Source organism: Rhizobium sp. PDO1-076 (genome assembly GCF_000247475.1).
In the GTDB taxonomy this organism is placed as follows: Bacteria; Pseudomonadota; Alphaproteobacteria; order Rhizobiales; family Rhizobiaceae; genus Allorhizobium.
This window is the reverse complement of record NZ_AHZC01000066.1, coordinates 1-20,888: the sequence shown is the minus strand read 5'-3', so window position 1 is coordinate 20,888 and position 20,888 is coordinate 1. Positions and strand designations below refer to the sequence as shown.

Below are 20,888 nucleotides of genomic sequence, written 5' to 3'. Positions count from 1 at the left end.
TTCTGCTGTCTGCAAGATGGGTCAGTATTGTTGACATATCGTTGTTTTCATGGTCTCGTTGGATGTCAAAAAGAACATCCGAGGAAATGCCTGTGCTCAATTGGGACCATATTTTCGCGACGCGCTCGTCGCGTATGCGTGCATCTGAAATCCGTGAACTGCTGAAGCTTCTCGATCGGCCGGAGATCATTTCGTTTGCCGGCGGGATTCCGGATCCGGCGCTGTTTCCGGATGAGGCGTTCAAGGATGCCTATGCCGATATTTTCACCAGCGGACAGGCGTGTGCCGCCCTGCAGTATTCGGTTTCGGAAGGATACAAGCCGTTGCGCGAGTGGCTGCAGGCGGACATGGCGCGGCTCGGCATCACGTGCGGCATCGACAATATCTTCATCACTTCCGGCTCGCAGCAGGCGCTGGACTATCTCGGCAAGCTGTTCCTGTCGCCGCGCGATACGGCTCTTGTCAACTGGCCAACTTACCTGGGCGCTCTGCAGGCGTTCAATGCTTATGAGCCGAGGTATGACCAGCTGAGCCTTGGCAATAGGACGCCGGGAAGCTACACGGCAGCGGCCGAAACCAATGGTGGCTCGGTGAAATTCGCCTATCTGTCTGCCGATTTTTCCAATCCGACCGGCGAGACGGTTTCGCTTGAAAATCGCAAGCGTCTGCTGGCTTTGGCCGATGAACTGGACATTGCGGTCATAGAGGATGCTGCTTATCAGCATCTGCGTTATGACGGCGAGGCGGTGACGCCGATCCTGGCGCTGGATATCGAACGTAGCGGCTCGATCGAAGATACGCGGACGATCTATTGCGGCAGCTTCTCCAAGACGCTCGCACCGGGATTGCGGGTCGGTTACGTGGTGGCGTCGACGACGGTCATCCGCAAGCTGGTCCTGATGAAGCAGGCGGCCGACCTACATTCGTCATCGATCAACCAGATTGCCATCACCCATGTCGCCGAACGCCATTTCGACGCGCAGGTCGCCAAGATCAGACGGGCCTACAGCGCGAGGCGCGACGCCATGCTGGCTGCACTCGATAAATACATGCCGGTTGGCACGCGCTGGACCCGACCCGAAGGCGGCATGTTCGTCTGGGTGACCTTGCCGGAGGGAATGGATGGTGCCGAATTGCTGGCGCTCTCGGTCGAGACCGAAAAGGTTGCCTTTGTTCCGGGGCAGGCGTTCTTTGCCAACCGTTCGGGCACCAATACGGTGCGGCTGTCATTCTCCTGTGCCAACGAACAGATGATCGATGAAGGCATCAAGCGGCTTGGACGGCTGGTCGGCGGAGCGCTCGCCAACGCAGCCTGATCATCTTGCATATGCAATCAAAGGGCCCGGAGCAGTTGTTTCTGCATCCGGGCCTTTTGCCATTGCGTCTGGAGTTTTGTCAGTCGGCCGCCAGGACGATAACCATGTCGTCCGGATTGAAATGCATCATCAGCGCCTTGGGCGGATTGACCACCACGCCGCCGAGGCGACGTGGGTCGGGGTCGGCATCGTTCTGCTTGCGGTAGCCGATGGCCACCTCGCCGCGGCGAAGGGCCGACAGCGTGACGGTGTAGAAGTTTACAGGCTTGTCGATCGTGACATAGTCCGAGATCGGACGCATGTAGATCTCCGAGCCGGCCTCATCGAGCAATTCGCCGAATATGGCCGCCATATAAGCGTTCTCCGAGGCCTGGGCGAGCATCAGGCTGACCAGCTTGTTGCTGACGACGAAGTCGTCGGCCCGGGTCACTTCCGCCAGTTGGCGGTTGCGGATGTCGATCATCTCGCTGACGACGCTGATGTGTTTTCCGGCGCGCTCTGCGATCTGGCGCAGTTGCAGCAGGGTGATCAGCGTGTGTGTGTCCGCGGTCTGGGCGGCCATCGTGTCGCTGTAACCGAGCACAAGGACATGGTCGTAAGATGGGATATCCAGTTCATTCAACGTGCCGCGATGGCTGGTGTCTATCGATCTGGCGTCGACCGTCATGATGTCGCGATCGATTTGCAGCGTGGAAACCTCATCGACGAAACCGGGCGTTTCTGCCGCAATCGTAAGGTGAGAACCCGGCGCCACGTAGCGGGAGAGCTCGGTTGCGATGATCGGGCCACGGCGGTTCCAACCCAGGATCAGGGTGCGTTCCGCCTGCTGTTCGCGCGCGACGGGTGGCAGGATCAGGCTCTGCGCAACGGTCGTCTTGCCAGCGTCCAGTTTGATCGAGGCGTCGTCCTCGGAAATGATGATGGCCTTTTCGCCGGCCTCGAATACGCGGTTCGGCGGCGGATTGAGGTGAACCGCGCCATTGTTGTCGCAGATGCCGATCAGCGTGCTTGCCTGATAGCTCATTACGGCCGTGCCGAACGGTTTTCCGGTCAGTTCCGGCTGTTCGAGCGTGTAGATTTCGCAGCCGTCGAAATCGAGCAGTTCGGAATAGACCGCAGAGAGGCCCGACTGGCGGCTTGTATGGACCACGATCCTGGAAATCAGGTCGTCGGCGAGGATGAGCTGCATCTCGCTGCCCCCGACGATACGGGCCACTTCGGCATTGGCTGCGTCGCGGATTTCTGCTGCAATCATATAGGGTTCGGTCCGGCGCTTCGGATCGTTGACCAGGGCCAGTACGGATTTGATCACACGGGAATCTGCGTCGTCGTCTTCCGGCGACAGCACGATGATCGAACGGGACGTCTGGGCGTTGACGATGTCGAGGTCATAGAGATCGGTCGGATCGCCGCTGCGGCAGATGATCCTGGTGTTCTTCAGGTCATCGACCTTGGTGGCGATCTCGTCCTCCATCTCCACCTTGTCCTTGTTGGCCATGATGACGATGCGCGGAGTGCGACGGCTCTGGTTGGCGATCACCAGTTCGCTGATGATGTCGAAGATCGACGGCGACCAGTTGAGAATGATGGTGTGGTCTGCCTCCAGTACCCGCGAGCGGCCCTTTCGCAACTCGTCGAGTTTGTTTTCCAAGCCCGAGCTGATGACGCCGATCAGGGCGGAAAAGACGAAGATGCCGGCGATGGTCACGACCAGTGAGACCATGCGGAACGACCAGCCGATATCGCCGCCCATGGTTCCTGCGTCCATGGTGCGCATCAGCGATTCCCATGCAGCTTCGATGAAGCTCACCGGTTCGCCGCCTTCCGGCGCGATGCCTGTCAAGGCGAGAAAGATACCTGCCAGCACGATGACGATCAGCGATATCAGCGCCAGCCATCCCATCAGCGCGATCGCGCCGGCCGCCATGCTCTTGTCGAACTCATACCGCAAGCGCGCGCGCCAATGGCTGCCTGTCTTCATGATACTGATTTTCCCGTGAAATTTCGTTTTCCAGATCGCAGCATTTGCCTGCGGCTGCAATCCTCGGAAGGGTGACTTTGCGGCAGCTTACCCAACAATAGTTCATGTAGGGTGCAAGCCCGGCATTGCAGATCCGGCCGGTAACCGGTGCGGCTGTCATGCACCTGTCAAAGGGAGCCACTAAGGAGCGGTGACTTCTAGCAACGAGGACACCCGGATGAAAAAGCTCCTTTGCGCCTTTACCGCGCTTGTTTCCCTTGGCCTGATGGTCGGTTCGGTCAATGCCGCCAATCTGGTGCTGTATACCAGCCAGCCGAACGAAGACGCGCAGGCGACTGTCGACGGCTTCATGGCGACCCATCCGGACGTGAAGGTGGATTGGGTTCGTGATGGCACGCCGAAGATCATGGCCAAGCTGATGGCCGAGATCGAAGCCGGTAATCCGGTCGCCGACCTGCTGCTGATCGCCGACACCGTGACGCTCGAGCGCATGAAGCAGGCCGGCCAGCTGCTTGCCTACAAGTCGCCGGAAGCAGCCAATTTCGATGCCAGCCTCTATGATGCAGACGGCGCCTATTACTCGACCAAGCTGATCACCACCGGCATCATGTACAACACGGCTGCCGGCATGAAGCCGACCTCGTGGAGCGACCTGGCAAAGCCGGAGGCCAAGGGCCTCGTCACCATGCCGAGCCCGCTGACTTCGGGTGCAGCACTCATTCATGCCCAGACCCTGGTTGGTGTTGATGGCCTCGGCTGGGACTATTACAAGTCCCTGCAGGCCAATGGCGCGACCGCATCGGGCGGCAATGGCGCCGTGCTGAAGTCGGTTGCGACCGGTGAAAAGGCCTATGGCGTGGTCGTCGACTACATGCCGCTGCGCGAAAAGGCCAAGGGCGCGCCCGTCGAATTCGTCTTCCCGACTGAAGGTGTCTCAGCCGTAACCGAGCCGGTCGCCATTCTCTCGAGCAGCAAGAATGCAGAGGCAGCCAAGCTTTTCGTCGACTACGTGCTTTCCGAGAAGGGCCAGGAGGGTTTCCTCAAGCTCGGTTATATCCCGGCGCGTAACGGCATGGCTGTTCCGGACGGTTTCCCGGCGCGTGACACGATCAAGGTCCTGCCGATCAATGCCAGCGAAGCCCTGAAGGCGAGCGAAGACGATCTCAAGACCTTCTCCGGGATCTTCGGCACCAATTGATCCCAGCAATGCCTCTCCATGCACAGCAGACGAACAGCCAGCCCCGCTGGCTGTTCCCCTTTGTCGGCCTGCTCGTCTTCAGCCTTTGCGCCGTGCCGCTGTTGCGTCTTGTCGCCGCCGGATTTCGCTCGATCTGGAGCGGCAAGGCATTGGACCTGCTGCGTGAGCCGGCTGTCTGGCAAGCGGCACTCAACACGCTGACGACCTCGTTCCTCGGCATGATCGTCGCCCTGATCATCGGCTCTTCGTTTGCGCTCGTCCTTGCCTTGACCGATGTCCGGGCGAGGGGCGTGCTGGGCTTCCTGTTCATGCTACCGACGATGATCCCGCCGCAGGTGACCGCGTTGTCCTGGGTTGGGCTGTCAGGGCCGTCCAGTCCGCTGCTGAAGGCGATCGGCCTTGCGCCTGCGCTCGGCAGCCCGCAGCCGCTCTATTCGATCTATGGCATTGCACTGCTGTTCGGCGTGCAGCATGCGCCGCTGGTGTTTCTCTCGCTCCGAGCCGGACTGCTGGCGCTGCCGCAGGAGGGCATTGACGCGGCCAGACTTTCCGGAGCCTCGTCGCGCCAGGTGCTGCGCGATATCGTGTTGCCGCTTGCCGTTCCCGGTCTCATTGCAGGGGCCGCCATCGCGTTTGTTTCGGGCGTCGGCAATTTCGGTATTCCGGCCATTCTCGGCATGCCTGCGGCAATCTACACGTTGCCGACGTTGATCTATGCACGCTTCGCCAGCTTCGGTCCCGATACATTCGGCGATATTGCCATGCTTTCAGCAATGATCGCGATCCTTGCCATCGCTGGCCTTGGCCTGCAGGAACGGGTGTTGCGCAACAGGGAATATCGGACCATCGGCGCCGCCGGCCTGACGGCGAGTTTCAACCTCGGTCTCTGGCGGCTGCCTGTCGAAATGGCATTGTGGCTGTTGTTGGTGGTGATGCTGGTACTTCCGTTTCTGGCACTGGTGGCCGGTTCTCTGGTCTCGACCTACGGCGTTGTGTTTTCATGGCAGACCATTTCGTTGTCGGCCTATGACGAGATCCTCTTCCGCCAGGCTGTAACCCAGACGGCCTTCGTCAACTCGCTGTTTCTTTCCGGGTTGACGGCCTTCGGGCTTCTGGTTTTCGGCGTTCTGACCGCCTATACCCTGACGCATACGAAAAGCCGCTGGACGGGACTTGTCGCGGCGATGATCGAGATCCCGTATGCGCTGCCAGGTGTCGTCATAGCGGTTGCCTTCATCCTGATCTTTGCCGCGCCCATCCCGCTTGTCGGCGTGACCCTGTACGGCACGCTGTGGATCATCCTGCTGGCCTATCTGTCCAGCTTTTTCGCCGTCGGCCTGAAGCCGATTATCAGCGCATTCCGTCAACTCGATCCGGCGCTGGAAGAAGCTGCACGGCTTTCGGGTGCCCGGTTCTGGCGGCGTCTCGCGGAGATACTGGTTCCCTTGATCGCACCCGCTGCCGGTGCATCGGTGATTCTGGTTTTCCTGATTGCCTGCAACGAGCTGACAGTTTCCGCGCTGCTCTGGTCCGCCGGGACGCAGACGCTGGGTGTTGCGATCTACAATCTCGACGACAGCGGCTCCTACGATCTGGCGGCAGCGCTTTCCGTGCTGGTGGTGCTGATGATCGTCGTGCTGATGTTGCTTCTCGAATGGATGGCGGCCTGGCTGCCGAAAGGTGTCGTGCCGTGGCGAAACTGACCCTGCATCAACTGAGCAAGGATTTTGGCACCGGCCGGCCGGCTGTCGATGCCGTGTCGATGGAGATCCGCGACGGAGGATTTCTGGCGCTGCTCGGGCCCTCGGGCTGCGGCAAGACGACGGTGCTGCGCATGGTCGCGGGCTTCGAGACGCCGACGGATGGCTCGATCCTGTTGGGTGAGCGGGTGATGTCGGATGCAGCAAGGGTCGTACCGCCGGAAAGGCGCAACATGGCCATGGTGTTCCAGTCCTATGCGTTGTGGCCGCACATGACGGTTGCCGAGAATGTCGGCTATCCGTTGAAGGTGCGCGGGGTGACCGGCGAACGCTACCGCGCGAAAGTGCTGGAGGCTTTGCGATCGGTGCGGCTCGAAGCGTATGGCGACCGGCGCCCAGCAGCGCTTTCCGGTGGCCAGCGCCAACGGGTGGCGCTGGCCCGCTGCCTTGTAACCTCGCCGGATGTCGTGTTGCTGGACGAGCCGCTGGCCAATCTCGACCGCCACCTGAGAGGCGAGATGGAGGACGCTTTCCGCGAGTTTCATGCGCGCTCCGGCGCCACGATGATCTATGTGACGCATGATCAGGCGGAAGCCATGGCGCTGGCGACCGATGTCGCGGTGATGGCGGACGGCAAGCTGCTGCAGATGGCGGCGCCGGACGAGCTCTATGCACGACCGGAGGGCCGGCGTGTGGGCGAGCTTGTCGGGCGTGGTGCCGTTCTGTCTGTCCGGGCCGCGGCAGGCGCTGCACGCCACTTCGACTGGCAGGCCGTCCAGCTGGCTTTGACGCGATTGGACAACGCGCCGTCCGTGGACCTTCTGGTTCGTCCGCAGGATGTCCATATTGGCGATGGTGGCTTGCCGGCAGTGGTGGAAAGCGTGGTCTTCGAGGGCGAGCGCTATACCATGGGCTTGCGCCTCGGCGACGGTCAGTGCCTTCGGGTTCACTGGCGCGAGCGTCTGCAGGTTGGTGCCGTGGTGCCGGTCATAATTGCCGGCGGTTGGCGTCTCTGAAGTCTTTCTGCATCCGGCTGCTTGCGCTTTGCCGGTCGATGCATGGCCACCGTCGATCGTGCTGCGGTTCGGCAAAGTCCATCCGAAATCGGCTGCTGTGTCGCGCTGCCGGAAAATCTCTGCAATAAAGCTCGAAGGTCGTTCCCACAGATTCTCCTCCCGGCTCGAAAGGCTGCAATCGAGATGTCGCTGCGTATCGCAACCTTCAATATCGAGAACCTGATCGCCCGGTTCGATTTCACCGGCTTTCGCAACCAGTTGCGCTCAGACCGGGTGCTGAAACTCTTCGAGATCAAGACCGAGATCGGCTATCAGCAGTTGGAGGCGGCGCGGGTTGTGGCCACGACCGACGACACAAGGCAGCTTTCGGCGCTTGCGATTGCCGATACCGATGCGGATATCCTCTGCCTGCAGGAGGTGGACAACATGGAGTCCCTACAGGCGTTCGAATATGGCTATCTCTTCCGCATGGCCGGGGCGGGCTACCGGCAGAAATACATTATCGAGGGCAATGACAGCCGTGGCATCGACGTGGCTGTGTTGATGCGCGAACAGACGCGCGGCGGCGAGCGGATCGAGCTTGTCGACATCAAGAGCCATGCTGCGCTCACCTACAGAGACCTGTCGCTCTACCATTCCGGCCTCGGTCCGAATCTGCAGCCGGACAGCAAGATCTTCAAACGGGATTGTCTCGAGCTTGATCTGCGCATCGGTGGTCGGCCGCTGACACTCTATGTCCTGCACCTCAAGTCGATGAGCAATGGTCGCGATGGGGCTGATGGACGGGAGAGCACCCGACCGGTTCGTGAGGCAGAAGCGAAGGCGGTGCGCCACATCATCGAAAACCGGTTCGGCGTGGATCAGGTCTCCGAAGCCAATTTTCTCATCTGCGGCGACATGAACGACTATCAGGAGCGCGTCGACGTCATCGGCGAACGGCGTCTCGGGTATCGGTTCGAGCCGGTGGGCGGCCTGAGCAGCGCCCTCGACATCTTGTCCTCTGACGGATTTGCCGAAAACGTCATGCTGCGCCGTCCTGTTCTCGATCGCTGGACGCTTTACCACGCGCGGGGGCCTGAAGAGCAGCATCTGTGCCAACTGGACTATATCTGGCTGTCGCCAGCGCTTGCGCGGGCCAATCCGACCGTTGCGCCCGACATCATCCGCAACGGTCAGCCGTTCCGGACACCGTTTCCGCCGGGCCAGGAAATCGAGCGTTATCCGCGTGTCGGCTGGGACAGGCCGAAGGCGTCCGATCACTGCCCGGTTGCGATAAGCCTGCATGTGCCGTGAAGAGGCCGTCATGATCGACGAGACCGGCCTCAGGGTCGATGGTACGGTGATGCCGATCCAGTCCTATCATCTGGCGGTATTGCCGGGTTTCCATCCACTGGAGGAGACCATGAGCGATGCCATCGCCGAAAACTGGGCTGTCGAGCACGCGGCCAATCCGAGGCTGTTCAATGGGCGAATGATCCTGCAGAACCGGATCAGGCTCAATGGGGCTGCGATCGAAGCCGAAGGTTATCTGTCATCATTCTCCACCTTTCTCTGGTGGCGCAAGCAGCAGGACCGGTCGGGGGCCTGCCATCTGTTCGGCTATCCGGTTATCGCCTCGTCCGACGGTGCGCTGATTGCCGTTGAGATGGCGCCGCACACGGCAAATGCCGGACAGGTCTATTTCGCGGCCGGCTCGCTGGATGCCTCGGATGTCGTCGATGGCGTCTGCGATCTTGCCGGCAATATGCGTCGCGAAGTGCTGGAGGAAACCGGGCTTGATCTCAATGAGGCTGCGACCGATGGTCTGATCTATGCGAGTTATCGATCCCGCAGGCTGACGTTTTTCCAGATCTTTCAATTCGATGCCGTGGCGGAAGATCTGATCTCGGCGATCAACCTGTTTGCCGATGATGCCGAAGACCAGGAAATTTCTGCCGCCGTTGCCATTCGTGACGGGGACCACAAAGCGCATCGCTACAATGTCGCCATGCTTCCAATTCTCGACTGGTACTTCGCGTCGCGGCGGTGACGCCCATTGCTTGCCTTGCGCGTTGCGCTGGGGCAGTGTGACGGGCCAAATGCGACCGACCGGAGATTGCCCGTGGCACGAAACTATTCCATCTATGACGTTTTCACCGACCGCAAACTTGCCGGCAATCCGCTGGCCGTGGTTTTCGATGGTGACGACCTCTCGGATCAGGCCATGCAATCGATCGCGGCCGAGTTCAATCTCTCAGAAACGGTCTTTGTGCAGAAATTCGGCAATTCTGCGCATGCCACGCGCATCCGGATCTTCACGCCGGCGCGCGAATTGCCGTTTGCCGGCCATCCGACAGTCGGCACTGCGATCGCGCTTGCGGAGCAGGCCTATGGCGATCAGGACGGCGGTCTCGATCTCGTCTCGGTACTGGAAGAAAATGTCGGCCCGGTCCGCTGTGCCGTCAGGCTGAGGCCCGGCGAGGCGAGCTTTGCCGAATTTGATCTGCCGCGGACCTCAAACCGCTATGATCTTCCACTCGACCGCCAAGGCATCGCTGACGCGCTTTCTCTGAAGGTGACGGCCATCGGTTTCGAGAACCACGTGCCGGCCATCTGGGGGGCAGGTGTGCCGTTTCTGCTGGTGCCGGTCCACGACATCGCGGCTGTCGAAAGCCTGGAGTTCGATCCTCAACTGTGGGAGCGGACAGCGCCCTTGTGTGAAGGGCGCCTTACGCCTGCCTATGTCTATTGCCGCGGCGGGGTCCATCATGCGGCGAAGTTCCATGCGCGGATGTTTTCGCCCGACATGGGCATCACCGAGGATCCTGCCACGGGATCTGCCGTCGCCGCTTTGTCGGGTGCCATCTGGCATTTCGATGGTTTGCCGGATGGCCATCACCCGCTGATGGTGGAGCAGGGCGTGGAGATGGGCAGATCGTCCCACATCCATCTGCATATCGACGTCAAGGACGGCGCGATTTCGCGCGCTCGCATTGGCGGTCAGGCGGTGCGTCTCGCGACCGGTAGCCTCGATCTTTGAAAAATAACGGAAATTTCGGATTTCTGAAATTTTTTGACCAAACAGCCAAGAATTTTCGTCTCGGCGCTAGACAAGGTCCGATATCCTGTTTATACGCCCGGTCACGCCTCCAGAACGGGGCGCGGCGGGTGATTAGCTCAGTTGGTAGAGCAGCTGACTCTTAATCAGCGGGTCGTAGGTTCGAACCCTACATCACCCACCATTTTCAATCTTTCCAATGATTTGGATGTTTGGTGACCCAAAATGTCGCCGGCGATTGAGACGTTCATGATCCCTTATGTTGTGCATTGACAGCGATCGGCGTGAGCCGGTTTGAGCGGATCGCGAGGCGAGGAAGTCAACGATCAAAATCAGCGAAACGGCATTGGCAGCCGGCTAACGTTTTTCCATGATTTCCCCTGCGGTGCTGCTGCCGGTGCGCATCCGAGATGTTCCCTGCATGTTCCCGCGTTTTGTCGGCCGCGTTCGCTTTCCGTTGCCATTTTCGGATGTGTTTATGTTTGCTTGCCCTGTGGATAACTGTGGATAACCTGCATAGCCGGCTCAGCGTTGAGCCGACTGCCTCGACTGCGGCAACACATAGGGAATGTGTGCGGCAGGTAGCCGGCCGACGGTGCCGCTGATGCCGTAGACCTCGCGGATGATGGTGTCGTCGATCGTATTTTCGGGACGGCCTTCGCAGACCAGCCTGCCTTTGTGCAGGATAGCTAGGTGATCTGCAAACTCTGCGGCAAGGTTCAGGTCGTGGAGGATCGCCAGCACGATGCCGCCGGCACGGGCGAAGTCACGGGCCAGTTCCAGGACGGAAATCTGGTGGCCGATATCCAGACTGGCCGTTGGCTCATCGAGATAAATCGCACACGGCTTGCCATTCGAAACGGGCGAGGGCATCTGCGCCAGCACGCGCGCCAGCTGCACACGCTGCTGTTCGCCGCCGGACAGCGCGTTGTAGCTTCTTGCCTCAAAGCCACCAAGGCCGACACGGGTGAGCGCTTGGCGCGCCGCAAGGCCGGGCTCCAGGCTGCCATGAGCGACCGCGCCCATGCGAACCACTTCCAGTGCAGTGAAGGGAAAAGACAGGGCCGTCGATTGTGGCAGGACTGCCCGTTCCGCCGCCAGTTCGATCGGCGAAAGGGCGGTCAGTCGGCGGTCGTTATAGAGGACCTCGCCATGGTCGGGTTTCAATTCGCCCGAGATGGCCTTGAGCAGGGTGGACTTGCCAGCACCGTTCGGGCCGATCACGACCGTGAAGCGTCCCGGTGTGAGATCAAGGCTGACACGGTCGACGAGTGCGCGGCCGCTGCGAATGATGCTGATTTCCCTGGCCCGGATCATCTCACAAGCCCTCCATGCTCGAACGACCGTTGCGGCCAAGCAGCAGCATGAGGAATACCGGCGCTCCAAGGATCGCGGTGATGATGCCGATCGGCAACTCGGCCGGCGCGACAATGGTGCGTGCAATGCTGTCGGCAAACAGCAACAGCGAAGCGCCACCAAGCGCCGAGGTGGGCAGGAGGAAGCGATGTGACGGGCCGATCGCCAGTCGAAGCAGGTGCGGGACGATGATGCCGACAAAGCCGATCGAGCCGGCGACGGCAACCGTTGCACCACAGGCGGCGGCCACGGCGAGGATCGTCAACCGCTTCAGGCGCTGGACCGGCACACCCATATGGAATGCTGCGGCGTCGCCGAGGACGAGCGCGTCGAGACCCTTTGCGACGAAAGGGATGATCAGCATGACGAAGCCGACAAAGGGCAGAATCGCGAGGATCTTTGAGGTGCTTGCGCCGCTGAGTGAGCCCAATGACCAGAAGGTGATGTCGCGCAAGGCGCGGTCGTCAGCCATGAAGATCAACAGACCGGTTGCAGCGCCCGTCATGGCGGCGATCGCGATACCGGACAGGATCAGGGCTGTCGTAGACGTCTGGCCGTGCCGTGTGGCGATGGCATACAGCAGGAACGTGTTGGCAAGGCCACCCAGGAAGGCCATCAGCGGCAGAAATTGTTCGCCAAGCACGGATTGCAGCGGGAATAGCAATGTCGGGCCAAGGACAATCGCGGTGACGGCCGCAAGTGCGGCCCCCGAGGTTACGCCGACAATGCCCGGATCTGCCAGCGGGTTGCGGAACAGGCCCTGCATCATGGCGCCCGAGACGCCAAGCGCTGCGCCGATCAGCAGGCCGATGGCAGTCCTAGGCAGGCGCACGGCTTCGAGGATCAGCAGGTTCTGGCTGTCGAGAGCGGCCGCATTGCCGCTCAGGTAGTCGAGCAGATGGGGCAGGCCGACTCCGGTCGGGCCTACGACGATCGAGGTAAAGATGGCAAGCACCAGGAGGAGCACCAGTGCGACCAGCATCAGCAGGCCGATTGCGGAACGGTCGCCGCTGACGGCGCGGCGACCGGCGAGAAGCGCCAAGGTATTCACGGCTTAGTCGCCTCCGGGTAGAGCTTGCCGTGCAATTCGGCGGCGGCTTCAGCTGCGCGAGGGCCGAGCCCAAGCAGATAGAGGCCGTCCATGGTGACGAATGCCTTGTTCCTGGCCGCAGGGCTCGACGCGAGGGCGGGGAGGGCGAAAGCCTGTTCAGCCGTCATCTGCATGGCGCCACCACTCATGACCAGCACGACGTCGGGTGCTGCCGCGATAACCGCTTCATCGGTCAGGGGCTTGTAACCCGAGACGGAACTGACGGCGTTCTCGCCACCGGCAAGCCGGATGATGGCATCAGCCGAGCTTTGCGAGCCGCCAGCCATGACGCGGCCATTGGCAAGCGACAGGGCAAAGAGTACTTTTTTCTTGGTGGTTGTGGACGCGGTCTTTTCTGCCGTCGCCTTCAGCGTCGCCTCGACCTTGAGCGCAAGTTCGTCGGCCTTGTCCTTGCGTCCGATCGCCTCGCCCACGGCGCGGATCTTGGCCGGAATGGCAGATGTGTCCGGCGGGCTTGGAATGCTGATCAGTGTCAGGCCACTTGCCTTGAGAATGTTCATTGCATCAACCGGGCCGGCTCCGGCCTCGGCGATGATCAGGTCCGGCTTCTGCGACAGGACGCCCTCGGCCGAGACCTGGCGGACATAGCCGATATTGGGCTTCTGCGTGGCCTCTGCCGGATAGCTGCTGGTCGTGTCGACGGCCACGATCCGATCGCCTTCACCCAGCGCATAGATGATTTCCGTCACCGTGCCGCCGATGGCGACGATACGCTTGGCATCGGCGGATTGGGCAAGCGTAGCCTGCGGGGCAATCACCAAGGCGCAGGCGAGAGAAAGGACGAGGCGGCGGTGCAAAGGAACAGAACGCATGTGATCGCTAAACCTATGGAGCAAGGCGATCGGCAGACCGTTCGGCTGACGTCACCTCGCGCTGTTTCGGGGTGTGATGGCGCCAGGAATGCAGCGACATTTAACTTGACTTAGTTACACAAGTTTATCTAGGAAGGCAACAGATTGCAGGCTTGCGGTTGCGTTGGTGAGATCTGAGAATGAGCTCCCGATGGCGAGTTGCCTGTGTCAAGCCGCATTCCATTTCAATCGAGAGGATCAGTCCCATGTATATTGCCATGAACCGTTTTCGCGTTGTGCCGGGCTTTGAAGAAGCCTTTGAGAATCAGTGGCTTTCACGCCAGGCGCGGTTGGCCGAGGTGCCGGGCTATGTCGAGTTTCACATGCTGAAGGGCGCCAAGGCCGAGGATCATACGCTTTATGCCTCGCACACCGTGTGGGAAAGCCATGCGCATTTCGTCGGCTGGACGCAGTCGGAACAGTTCCGCGCGGCACATGCCCGCACTGGCGAAAGCAAGGTCCAGTACCTCTCGGGTCCGCATTTCGAAGGGTTCGACGTGATCATCCATGAAGACCATACCGGCAAACGCGCCGAAATTGCTGCGTGAGCGCCTGATGGATATGTCTACTCTATCAACCAATGAACGCGCCGCTCGCGCTCGTGCCGCTCTTGCGGAAAAGCCTGAAGGCGTAATCGAACAGATCGCCGCTCAGGCCGATGTGTCGCCGGCGGAAGTACTTGCGGTGCTGCCGGCGGGTGCTGCCGTTCTGGTTCCGGCCGAGCGCTGGGATGCCGTCTGGAAAGACATGACCGGCTGGGGCGAAATCCTGCTGATCGTGCATACCGATGATATCGTGTTGGAGGTGAACGGCGCGTTGGTCGACGGCAGCGAAGGCCATGGCTGGTTCAATATCCACGGCGACAGTCCGATCGGTGGGCATATCCGCAAGGATCGTTGCGTGAATATCGCATTCGTCGATCGTGGCTTCCATGGCCGCCGGTCGTGTTCCGTCTGGTTCATGAATGGGGATGGCAAGGCCATGTTCAAGGTCTTCGTCCGTCGCGACAAGGACCGTGCACTGATCGAAGATCAGGTGCTGCGCTTCGAGGCCCTTCGGGTCGCTGCCGCCGCTTGATGGCAGAACTTTGTACAATGGCCGGTGGAGCATTTTCTCCGCCGGCCATCGTCGTTTAAGCGGTTCTTTCTTTTGCCTATAACTGCTTCTATGGTCCCGCCGATTTCTCATACAGGCTAGGGATTTGCATTGATCCGACTTCGATACGGCTTCTTTTCCATTGTTCTTGCGCTGGCCGCGGTCGTTTTGCCGCCAGTCGTTTTCCATTCCATGGTGGCGCAGGCGCAGACACAAGAGCAGGCACAACCCGCCGGGCAGGCTCCCGCAGGAGATGCCGCGCCCACGGTGTCCGCACCCGCTGCGGAAGCAACGGCGCCGGCAGCGGCGACCGAGCCTGCAGCCGCGCCTGCAGCCGTGCAGCCGCTTCGGGATGAAAAACTGGCGAAAGCCGACACGCAAATCGAGCAAGCGCGCAAGCGGCTGGAAAACCTAAACAATCAGGTTGAGCAGAGCAAGCAGGACGATCGTGTTCTGGCCGATCTGAAAGTGCAGGTCGACGGCATGGTCCGTGACCTGCTGGCAATCTCCGTCGAACTCAGACCGCGGCTGAATGATATCCAGACCCGCTTGACCGAACTGGGAGAGCCGCCCGCCGAAGGACAGCCGGCGGAAGCTGCCGACGTCACGGAAGAACGCAACCGACAGAATGCCGCACGCTCGCAGATCAATGCGCTGACCGGTCAGGCCGAAGATCTGTCGATTGAAGGCAAGTCGCTCGCCGATCGAATCACGGGCATTCGACGGGCAATCTTCACCGATCAGCTTTTTGAACATACCGAAATCAACACCGATGTCGCGGCAGAGGCGGCAGAATCGTTCTCTGCTGATGTCGGACGCGTTCATCGCAGTATCGTCAGCTGGATCGTCTTCGTCTTGAAGTTCAAGACGGTGCCGTTCGCGATCACGGTCTTTCTTTCGGTGGTGCTGGCGTCTGCCATGTTGTTCATCGAATACCGTTTGTTCGGTTCGCTGATCCGCCGTGACCCGATGGTCGAGAACCCAAACTATATGAGCCGCTTGTCGGTCGCCTTCTGGTCGACGATCCTGCCGTCGCTTGCGTTCGGATTCTTCCTGGCGAACACGTATTTTCTTCTCGATACGTTCAATATCCTGCGACCGGACATCGCACCGATCGTAAGTTCGATTTTCGGGTTCATCGGATTGGTCTTTTTCGTGTCGATGATCTCGCGGGCAGCGCTTGCTCCGCGAGCGCCAAACTGGCGTCTCGTCAAGCTGTCCAATGTCGGCGCACGGGACCTGACGATCGCCATCTTTCTGATGGCTCTGGTGAATGGCCTCGACTATGTCCTGGCGGTGATCAGCGAGGCGTTCAGCTCTCCCGTTGTGTTGACGGTGATGAAGAGCCTGATTTCGTCACTGACTGTCGGCCTGTTGTTGTTCATCGTCTCGTTCCTGCGCCCGGTGCTTGCCGAGAGCGGCGATCCGTTTGACAAGGGGAGGGCCTGGCCACGCAGCGTTTCGATGACGTTCAGGATTGTCGGCATACTGCTGATCTTCGCCAGCAGCATTGGTTATGTGGGCTTTGCGCGCTTCCTTGCCACCCAGATCGTCCTGACCGGCGCGGTGTTGGCGACGATGTATATCGGTATCCTTTCTGGCAAGGCGATCTCTGCCCCGAACCAGTTCGGCGATACGCGGATCGGGCAGTATGTCGCGAAGCGATTTCGCCTTGGCCCGGTGGGGCTGGATCAAAGCGGTATCGTCGCCGGCCTGCTGATCTACGCCTTTGCGCTGATCCTGGGCATTCCGCTGATTCTGATGTCATGGGGCTTCCAGCCTGGCGACATTCAGTTGTGGCTCTACAATCTTTTCACCGAGGTGAATGTCGGGACGATCCGCATTTCGATCTTCGGCATCCTTGGCGGCGTGCTGCTGTTTGCGCTGGGTCTGGTCGTGACGCGATGGCTGCAGAAGTGGCTTGACGGCAATGTCATGGCGCGGTCGCATGTCGATCCGGGTGTGCGCAACTCGGTGAAGACCGGTATCGGCTATCTCGGTACTGCGCTGGCCGGGATCGTCGGGATATCGGCGGCCGGTATCGACCTGTCGAGCCTGGCACTGGTTGCCGGTGCCTTATCTCTCGGTATCGGTTTCGGTTTGCAGAACATCGTGTCGAACTTTGTCTCCGGCCTCATTCTGCTGGTGGAGCGGCCGTTCAAGGTCGGTGACCATGTCTTGACCGGAACGACTGAGGGCATCGTCAAGCGCATCTCGGTTCGAGCAACCGAGATCGAGACCTTCCGTAAGCAGTCGATCATCGTGCCGAACTCGGAGTTGATCAACGCCCCCGTCGGCAACTGGACGCATCGAAATCGCATGCAGCGGTCGGAAATCCCGGTGAGCGTCGGTTATGAGGCTGATCCGCAAGAGGTGATCGATCTGTTGCTCGACATCATCAATACGGTTCCCCAGGTCCTGCGCAATCCCGAGCCGCATGTCGAATTTCTTCGCTTCGGCGCCTCGTCGCTCGACTTTGAGTTGCGCTTTCATCTTGCCGACATGAATGACGGTCTGGCGATCCGCAACAGCGTCCGTATGGAAGTCCTGCGGCGTTTCCGAGCGGAGGGCATCTCCATGCCCTATCCGCATCAGGATGTGATGCTGCATCTGAGCGACAGCGACCGCAGTGCGCTGCTGCGGCGCAAACGCGGAAAGGAAGCCGGACAGAAGCCGAACGAGAGCGAATTGCATGACGGGACGGATGATGACAAACTCCTGCCATGAATGCCTCATTCAGGTGCCATTCAGGGGGAATGCGTCAGAAGAGGGGTAAGGCCGCGGGGAAGAACCTTCCTGCGAGCGGTCATGCGCAACAGAGGGCGGGGCCTTGAACCCCGCGACCTAAATGATCAGAATTCTGGCAGTGGGTGGCGTGCTTTTCTCTTTGACCCCGGCTCTCGCCGGTGTTGCCGTGGCGGCCTCGATCAGCAACTCTGGCGCGTCTTCGATCGTGCTGATCGTGGTTGAGAACGGCAATCGCGCCGAGGTGTCGCTCGACGCCGGAGGCTCGGATTCGATCTGCCCGACAGGCTGCTTCGTAACGTTGCCAAATGGCGACAGGCTTGGCCTTGCCGGCGGTGAAACCGTCGATATCAAGGACGGTATCGCGACGATCAAGTGAAGTCGCCAGGACGGGCGTCTGTGTGGAATGTACTGGCAGAGAAAAACCGTTCTGCGTGTTCGGCGGCGATCTTGCGCAAGTACGATTGGTTGTCGAAAGGTCAGGCTTCCGCATTGCTTAACTATCGTCTCGCGTTGCTGCCTTAAAATGGTCAAATTAACGGTTCCGCAAATGATCACTGCTAAATGGCTAAGTGTTGAATAAAACACAAAAAGGCGAGTCATGGCAGTTCTAGGTATTTCCGGGATGCAATATTCCGGGGAAACATTCCCCGATGTTCGCATCATTCTCGGGGAAGATTCCAACGTCTTCACGCAGATGATCAGCCAGCGCCTCAAGGAGCTGATGGGCGTCGATATCGAGATCTGCAGAACCTTTGAAGACATGCAGATGGCCAATGAGCTCAATGACGAGCCAGTCGTACTTGCCATCTCGAACATCAATCTGCCCGGCGCCGAGAATGGCGAAGCGCTTGAATACATGATCGACTGCAATATCCCGACGATCGTCTTTACCGGGACGTTTCACGACGAAATCCGTGAAAAGCTGTTGGCCAAGGACATTGTCGACTACATTCTCAAGGACAACGTCTTTGCCGTCGATATGCTGGCTGAATCGGTCTACCGGTTTTTGACCAATCATCGGCATCATGTGCTGATCGTCGACGACAGCGCCACCGCCCGTGCTCTGCTCTCCAGTCGTCTCAAGCGTTACAATTTCCGTGTCAGTCTCGCCGATAGCGGTGCGAAGGCGATCGAAATTCTGAAGACCAATCCGGATATCGGTCTCGTTGTCACCGACTACAACATGCCCGACATCGATGGTTTCGAATTGACGCGGCGCATTCGTTCCGTTCGCGGAAGCCACGAATTGCGGATCATCGGCGTCTCGTCGTCCAACAATCGTCTGCTCTCCGCACGCTTCCTCAAGGTTGGCGGTAACGATTTCATGCTTCGCCCCTTCATTGACGAAGAATTCTACTGCCGCGTTAACCAGAACCTTGATACGCTGGTGCAAATTAGAGCGGCGCAAGCGCGGACTAAATAGGCGCGCAGAGCCAATTTCGCGTAGAACAAGCGGCAGGCGGGAGCCCGGTTCCACGCCTGCCGCTGGTATTGCAGGTCAATATGTTTAATTCTTTTGGTAGTCGCATGCCTGACCATGCCGTTCGGCCTGCGTCGCGAAACAAGGCTCATGTTCTCGTCATCGAGGACTCGCGCTCTCTTTCTTCAATCCTATGTCACCGTTTTGAAAACGAGCTGGGTTATCAGGTAACCCATTGCGCAACGGTCAAGTCGTTCGAGGCCGCGATTGCGTCTGATGTGTTCGATATCGCCGTTGTCGATCTGAACCTGCCGGATTCGTATGATGGGCAAGTGTTGGATCAGGTTGTGGCGCTCAATGTGCCGGCCGTGGTGTTTACCGCCGATTTCAATCGAGACATGCGCGAGCGCCTGCTCGAGCGTGGCGTTGCCGACTATCTGATCAAGGACAATGAGCGCGCGATCGACATGGTCGTTGAGTCGATCGACCGCATTCTTTCAAACCGAAATGTTGGCGTGCTGGTTGTCGATGACGTGGCATCGGCCCGTGCGATGCTGGTCGATTTGCTGCGCGTTCAGAAATTCCAGGTCTATGATGCAGAGACTGGGGCGCAGGCGCTGACACTGTTGGCCGACAATCCTCACATCGAACTGGTAATCACCGACTACCATATGCCCGATATGAACGGCTACGAGCTGACGCGGCGCATCCGGCGTCAACACCACAGCGACCGCCTGCGCATCATCGGAATTTCGTCGTCTTCGGATCGCTTGCTTTCTGCAAGCTTCCTCAAGGCCGGCGCAAATGATTTCGTCTATCGGCCCTATGTGGTGGAAGAGCTGCAATGCCGGATTCAGCACAATATCGAGACGCTGTCGCAGTTGCGGCAGCTGCGCTACGCAGCCTTCAGCGACTATTTGACCGGGTTGCGCAATCGCCGTTATTTCTTCGATGAAGGACCCGCCCAGGTGGCGAGTATTCGTGCACGCGGCGAGCCATGCAGCATCGCCATGCTCGACATCGATCATTTCAAGAAACTCAATGACGGTTATGGCCATGAGGTTGGGGATCGGGTGTTGAAGGCGGTGGCCGGGCGGCTGAGCGTCATGCTCGACGGAACCGGGCACATGCTGGCTCGCCTGGGCGGGGAGGAGTTCAGCGTTCTTCTGCTGGGCCTCGATGCCAGCGCTGCGGCGGCATTTTGCGAGAGTTTGCGCGAGGACATCGCGCAGATGCGCGTTGCGCTCGACGACTCGGAGCTTGGTGTCACCGTCTCCATCGGCGTCGCGGAGATTGCCGAACACGAGAGCTTCAGCAACTACCTGAATGCCGCGGACCAGTTGCTTTATATGGCCAAGGGCCTCGGCCGGAACCGGGTTTATTCGGAGAATATGCTGGTCAGCGGATAAGTTGGTGTCGGTAAGCCGTGGCTGTCACTGGTAACCGGGTATTCGACACCTATATTCAGCCAGCCGATAGCAAAAGCGAGTTTTCCGCCAATGGCGCCAATCATTTCCATTCGTTCCTTGTCCAAGACCTATTCCAATGGCTTCAAAGCACTCGACAATGTCAGTCTCGATATCGAGGAAGGCGAAATCATTGCGCTGCTTGGGCCGAACGGTGCGGGCAAGACAACGCTGATTTCAATCGTCTGCGGCATTACCAATCCATCGAGCGGGCAGGTGCTGGTCGCCGGCCACGATGTGGTCAAGGATTTCCGCAAGACGCGCGGCGAGATCGGTCTGGTACCCCAGGAGCTGACAACCGACATGTTCGAGACCGTCGTCAACACGGTCAGCTTTTCGCGGGGACTGAACGGCAAGAAACCGAACCCTGCACTGGTCGAGTCACTCTTGCGGGAGTTGACGCTGTTCGAGAAGCGCAACAATGCGTTGCGCGAGCTTTCCGGCGGCATGAAGCGGCGCGTTTTGATCGCCAAGGCATTGTCGCACGAGCCGCGCATCCTGTTTCTCGATGAGCCGACGGCCGGCGTCGATGTCGCGCTGCGCAAGGATATGTGGCAGCTCGTGTCGCGTCTCAGGCAGACCGGTGTCACGAT

The 20,888-nt window shown here is 59.7% G+C and carries 18 protein-coding genes and 1 tRNA gene; 15 read left to right on the top strand and 4 right to left on the bottom strand.

The annotated features are described in order from the left end of the window. The first annotated feature begins 92 nt into the window (after nucleotides 1-92). Nucleotides 93-1,316: an aminotransferase-like domain-containing protein gene (locus PDO_RS05515; RefSeq protein WP_007598941.1), complete on the top strand. Its 1,224-nt coding sequence runs from the start codon at nucleotides 93-95 to the stop codon at nucleotides 1,314-1,316. Between the two features lie 79 nt (nucleotides 1,317-1,395). On the opposite strand, the gene PDO_RS05510 is transcribed toward PDO_RS05515, so the two are convergent. Continuing rightward, complete coding sequence (locus tag PDO_RS05510) at nucleotides 1,396-3,297, bottom strand: CASTOR/POLLUX-related putative ion channel (protein WP_007598939.1); 1,902 nt, start codon at nucleotides 3,295-3,297, stop codon at nucleotides 1,396-1,398. 265 nt (nucleotides 3,298-3,562) lie between these two features. On the opposite strand from PDO_RS05510, the gene PDO_RS05505 reads away from it, so the two are divergent. The 7 genes from PDO_RS05505 (at nucleotide 3,563) to PDO_RS05475 (ending at nucleotide 10,432) form a co-directional block, all read left to right on the top strand. Further along, nucleotides 3,563-4,495 (top strand): ABC transporter substrate-binding protein, encoded by a 933-nt coding sequence (locus tag PDO_RS05505; protein ID WP_458574638.1) that lies wholly within the window; start codon nucleotides 3,563-3,565, stop codon nucleotides 4,493-4,495. Nucleotides 4,496-4,503: 8 nt separating this feature from the next. Next, nucleotides 4,504-6,198 carry an ABC transporter permease gene (locus PDO_RS05500; RefSeq protein WP_007598934.1) on the top strand — a complete coding sequence of 565 codons (1,695 nt, stop codon included), beginning with the start codon at nucleotides 4,504-4,506 and terminating at the stop codon, nucleotides 6,196-6,198. Continuing rightward, nucleotides 6,186-7,211 carry an ABC transporter ATP-binding protein gene (locus tag PDO_RS05495; protein ID WP_037072716.1) on the top strand — a complete coding sequence of 342 codons (1,026 nt, stop codon included), beginning with the start codon at nucleotides 6,186-6,188 and terminating at the stop codon, nucleotides 7,209-7,211. The genes PDO_RS05500 and PDO_RS05495 overlap by 13 nt, the downstream gene beginning before the upstream one ends. Before the next feature lie 183 nt (nucleotides 7,212-7,394). Then, nucleotides 7,395-8,504, top strand: coding sequence for an endonuclease/exonuclease/phosphatase family protein (locus PDO_RS05490; RefSeq protein WP_007598930.1), 1,110 nt, complete (start codon nucleotides 7,395-7,397; stop codon nucleotides 8,502-8,504). A gap of 10 nt (nucleotides 8,505-8,514) precedes the next feature. Next, complete coding sequence (locus PDO_RS05485) at nucleotides 8,515-9,240, top strand: hypothetical protein (protein ID WP_007598927.1); 726 nt, start codon at nucleotides 8,515-8,517, stop codon at nucleotides 9,238-9,240. Nucleotides 9,241-9,312: 72 nt separating this feature from the next. Then, entirely contained in the window at nucleotides 9,313-10,230 is a 918-nt protein-coding gene (locus PDO_RS05480; protein ID WP_007598926.1) for a PhzF family phenazine biosynthesis protein, read from the top strand. Between the two features lie 126 nt (nucleotides 10,231-10,356). Beyond that, nucleotides 10,357-10,432, top strand: a tRNA-Lys gene (locus tag PDO_RS05475). A 341-nt stretch (nucleotides 10,433-10,773) separates the two neighbouring features. On the opposite strand, the gene PDO_RS05470 is transcribed toward PDO_RS05475, so the two are convergent. From PDO_RS05470 to PDO_RS05460, 3 genes are all read right to left on the bottom strand, one after another. Continuing rightward, nucleotides 10,774-11,565, bottom strand: a complete 792-nt coding sequence (locus PDO_RS05470; protein WP_007598924.1) for a heme ABC transporter ATP-binding protein — start codon at nucleotides 11,563-11,565, stop codon at nucleotides 10,774-10,776. A 1-nt stretch (nucleotide 11,566) separates the two neighbouring features. Continuing rightward, nucleotides 11,567-12,586 carry a FecCD family ABC transporter permease gene (locus PDO_RS05465; RefSeq protein WP_192814351.1) on the bottom strand — a complete coding sequence of 340 codons (1,020 nt, stop codon included), beginning with the start codon at nucleotides 12,584-12,586 and terminating at the stop codon, nucleotides 11,567-11,569. A gap of 65 nt (nucleotides 12,587-12,651) precedes the next feature. Next, nucleotides 12,652-13,527: a heme/hemin ABC transporter substrate-binding protein gene (locus PDO_RS05460; RefSeq protein ID WP_007598920.1), complete on the bottom strand. Its 876-nt coding sequence runs from the start codon at nucleotides 13,525-13,527 to the stop codon at nucleotides 12,652-12,654. Nucleotides 13,528-13,772: 245 nt separating this feature from the next. Here PDO_RS05460 and PDO_RS05455 point away from each other — a divergent pair, with 245 nt between their 5' ends. The 7 genes from PDO_RS05455 to PDO_RS05425 form a co-directional block, all read left to right on the top strand. After that, nucleotides 13,773-14,114 carry an antibiotic biosynthesis monooxygenase family protein gene (locus tag PDO_RS05455; RefSeq protein ID WP_007598917.1) on the top strand — a complete coding sequence of 114 codons (342 nt, stop codon included), beginning with the start codon at nucleotides 13,773-13,775 and terminating at the stop codon, nucleotides 14,112-14,114. Nucleotides 14,115-14,121: 7 nt separating this feature from the next. After that, nucleotides 14,122-14,643 (top strand): heme utilization cystosolic carrier protein HutX, encoded by a 522-nt coding sequence (gene hutX, locus PDO_RS05450; protein WP_037072714.1) that lies wholly within the window; start codon nucleotides 14,122-14,124, stop codon nucleotides 14,641-14,643. A gap of 129 nt (nucleotides 14,644-14,772) precedes the next feature. Next, the gene (locus tag PDO_RS05445) at nucleotides 14,773-17,388 is read left to right on the top strand and encodes a mechanosensitive ion channel family protein (RefSeq protein WP_007598914.1); all 2,616 of its coding nucleotides are present in this window, start codon (nucleotides 14,773-14,775) and stop codon (nucleotides 17,386-17,388) included. Nucleotides 17,389-17,509: 121 nt separating this feature from the next. Continuing rightward, nucleotides 17,510-17,785, top strand: a complete 276-nt coding sequence (locus PDO_RS05440) for a hypothetical protein (RefSeq protein ID WP_007598912.1) — start codon at nucleotides 17,510-17,512, stop codon at nucleotides 17,783-17,785. Between the two features lie 222 nt (nucleotides 17,786-18,007). Then, a complete protein-coding gene (locus PDO_RS05435; protein ID WP_007598909.1) occupies nucleotides 18,008-18,832 on the top strand; it encodes a response regulator in 825 nt (274 codons plus the stop codon). Between the two features lie 104 nt (nucleotides 18,833-18,936). After that, entirely contained in the window at nucleotides 18,937-20,238 is a 1,302-nt protein-coding gene (locus PDO_RS05430) for a diguanylate cyclase (RefSeq protein WP_052023394.1), read from the top strand. Between the two features lie 90 nt (nucleotides 20,239-20,328). After that, nucleotides 20,329-20,888, top strand: a 560-nt coding sequence (locus tag PDO_RS05425) for an ABC transporter ATP-binding protein (protein WP_007598904.1), incomplete at its 3' end; no start/stop codon positions are given.